Origin of the sequence: Microcoleus sp. LEGE 07076 (assembly GCF_015207455.1) — a bacterium.
In the GTDB taxonomy this organism is placed as follows: domain Bacteria; phylum Cyanobacteriota; class Cyanobacteriia; order Cyanobacteriales; family Microcoleaceae; genus Microcoleus.
Map to the genome: position 1 here is coordinate 1 of NZ_JADEWV010000424.1, position 2128 is coordinate 2128.

A 2128-nucleotide genomic window follows, 5' to 3' on the forward strand; every position below is an offset into this window, starting at 1 on the left:
GAGTTGAAGGGGTGGCCCGATGCGATCGGGGCGATCGCACTGCACGATCGTTAGTCAATTTTAGGCTTGCAATCGACAAAGGATAAAGCCTCTTCATCGAGATAACCGGCGATCGCCATTTCAATTACTGCCAAAACTGGATAGTTCATTGTTTTAGCCCGCATGGACAGTGCTTCACGAATGGTTTTAGGTAATCCTTCTAGAAAGATTTGTGCTAATTCCGGTGACAGATGTTCGGCGATCGTAGGCTGGGTGTGCATAGAATTAGTCCCTAGCTGGAATTTTGACGTACTGCCTAGGTGAATGTTACAATAGGGTGTGATTCCGCATTGTGCAAAAAAATTATGACTCAGATACCTATGCCATCGGTAATCCAAGAACATATTGAAATTACTCCGGGTGTTTGTGGGGGTAAACCGCGCATTGCGGGCCATCGAATCAAAGTACAGGATATTGCCATCTGGTACGAAGATATGGGAATGTCTCCTGACGAAATTGTTTATCACTATCCTTCAATTACTTTGGCAGATGTCCATGCTGCTTTGGCGTATTATCACGATCGCCGACAAGAAATCCGACAACAAATTAGAGAAGATGAAGCTTTTGCCCGCGAGATGCAGGCGCAAACTCCTTCTTTGCTTCAGGAAAAATTAAAAAATCGCATTGTCTGAAACTATTCGCTTTCATTTGGATGAAAATGTTAGTAATGCGATCGCCGAAAGTTTGCGACGGCGTGGCATTGACGTGACGACTACGCCGTCAGCAGGCCTAATCGGTTTCTCAGATGAGGAACAAATTGCTTTTGCTTTGGAACAACACCGGGTTATTTTTACTCAGGATACAGATTTTTTACGGCTAAATCAAGAGGGGGTTACTCATAATGGTATAGTTTATTGTCATAAGAATAGCCGCTCAATTGGTGAAATTGTGCGGGGTTTAATTTTAATTTGGGAGTATGTAGAACCGTTCGAGATGCGCGGGCGGGTTGAATTTATTTGAGGGTGCGATCGCACTTTTTGACTTATTCCAAAAGGGCGATCGTTGCTCTTACCTCAGTATCTCAATTGCTTCTCTCAGAACTTGAGTGATTTCAGGTTTATCAGAAGCAATTACGTCATCTGGTAAGTGTTTGTGATAGGGGAAGTTAGGTAGATTGGGAAAATGAGGTGTGCTGTCATAGCGAAAAATAAGTTGATTTTGTTCATTCTGAAAGTGATAGCGGTAATCAAGAAATTCTAATTGATTATCTGTAACTACGACCGCTTCATTGATTTCTAGCAGGTATGTTTGATTAAAACGTAATCGAATTCGTAGATTAGCCCGTTTTGGGGTTAAAATTTCTTCCTCATAGCGTTCGACATAAACATTGCTGCATTGTTGAATGGCTTGCTCGACTCGATCGAGGTAATCAGATAAAATATTAGGCAGCATAATTCAGTCGTTGCGCTAGTTCCTGATGCAAAACCAGGTAATGTCGATAGTCATTTGCCCATTCTATAAATAGGGCGTCATCTGATAATAATCCCTGATTGTATTGGTTGAAAAATTCTTCTGAGTCAATTTTTTGCTGCTTCTCATACAAGCTGAGTCGCTTGGCAACGGCAACTAAGGCATCTAAGGGTGATGTATATTGAATGGTCTGTTTACGCATGGGCTTCTTAGCTGTGTAATGGATTTATTTTGGTACTGATATTTGTAATTGTTGACATTTTAGCAAATCTATCTGTGTAATGGCATTTATTTGATGATTGATGAGAACAGAAAAGGCGATTCCCTACGGGATAGCTTCGCTTCACGCACTTTTCGACTGATTCCAAAAGGGCGATCGACCTTGTTTGAGAAAGAGGAATAAAGGGCGATTCCCTACGGGATAGCTCCGCTTCACGACCTTGTAGTTTATCAAGGCTAAGCAGCCATCGGGCAAAGGCTGAGAGTTGAACAATCAACTTTAATTCTCGGCCGCAGTTCAACTTTAACTAAAGTCTTGAACTCTTCATTTTGGGGGGCAACTAAAAATTCTAATTTACCGTTAATATAATCATTAATTTCAATAAAGTTCACGAGTTCAAAACACATAATACCCACAGTGGCATCGGCTATCTTTAATTCAATTTGAACTGATTTTTGA

The 2128-nt window shown here is 41.2% G+C and carries 6 protein-coding genes; 2 read left to right on the forward strand and 4 right to left on the reverse strand.

All coding sequences use genetic code 11. The features are described from left to right. Positions 1-50 precede the first annotated feature (50 nt). Positions 51-260, reverse strand: coding sequence for a hypothetical protein (locus IQ270_RS29895; RefSeq protein ID WP_193976720.1), 210 nt, complete (start codon positions 258-260; stop codon positions 51-53). 84 nt (positions 261-344) lie between these two features. On the opposite strand from IQ270_RS29895, the gene IQ270_RS29900 reads away from it, so the two are divergent. Together IQ270_RS29900 and IQ270_RS29905 are read left to right on the forward strand one after the other, a co-directional pair. Continuing rightward, positions 345-671 carry a DUF433 domain-containing protein gene (locus IQ270_RS29900; protein WP_339384210.1) on the forward strand — a complete coding sequence of 109 codons (327 nt, stop codon included), beginning with the start codon at positions 345-347 and terminating at the stop codon, positions 669-671. Further along, positions 664-999, forward strand: coding sequence for a DUF5615 family PIN-like protein (locus IQ270_RS29905; RefSeq protein WP_193976721.1), 336 nt, complete (start codon positions 664-666; stop codon positions 997-999). Before IQ270_RS29900 ends, IQ270_RS29905 begins: the two co-directional genes overlap by 8 nt. 48 nt (positions 1000-1047) lie before the next feature. Here the strand turns inward: IQ270_RS29905 and tumE are convergent, their stop codons facing one another. The 3 genes from tumE to IQ270_RS29920 form a co-directional block, all read right to left on the reverse strand. Continuing rightward, positions 1048-1431 carry a toxin TumE gene (gene tumE / locus IQ270_RS29910; protein ID WP_193976722.1) on the reverse strand — a complete coding sequence of 128 codons (384 nt, stop codon included), beginning with the start codon at positions 1429-1431 and terminating at the stop codon, positions 1048-1050. Continuing rightward, positions 1421-1651: an antitoxin TumA gene (gene tumA / locus IQ270_RS29915; protein WP_193976723.1), complete on the reverse strand. Its 231-nt coding sequence runs from the start codon at positions 1649-1651 to the stop codon at positions 1421-1423. The genes tumE and tumA overlap by 11 nt, the downstream gene beginning before the upstream one ends. A gap of 254 nt (positions 1652-1905) precedes the next feature. After that, a partial coding sequence (locus IQ270_RS29920; protein ID WP_228056831.1) for a hypothetical protein occupies positions 1906-2128 on the reverse strand: 223 nt, incomplete at its 5' end.

Excerpts from the sequence above, each read along its gene's own strand:
- IQ270_RS29895 (WP_193976720.1), bottom strand. The coding sequence starts at position 260 with ATGCACACCCAGCCTACGATCGCCGAACATCTGTCACCGGAATTAGCA.
- IQ270_RS29900 (WP_339384210.1), top strand. The coding sequence starts at position 345 with ATGACTCAGATACCTATGCCATCGGTAATCCAAGAACATATTGAAATT.
- tumE (WP_193976722.1), bottom strand. The coding sequence starts at position 1,431 with ATGCTGCCTAATATTTTATCTGATTACCTCGATCGAGTCGAGCAAGCC.
- tumA (WP_193976723.1), bottom strand. The coding sequence starts at position 1,651 with ATGCGTAAACAGACCATTCAATATACATCACCCTTAGATGCCTTAGTT.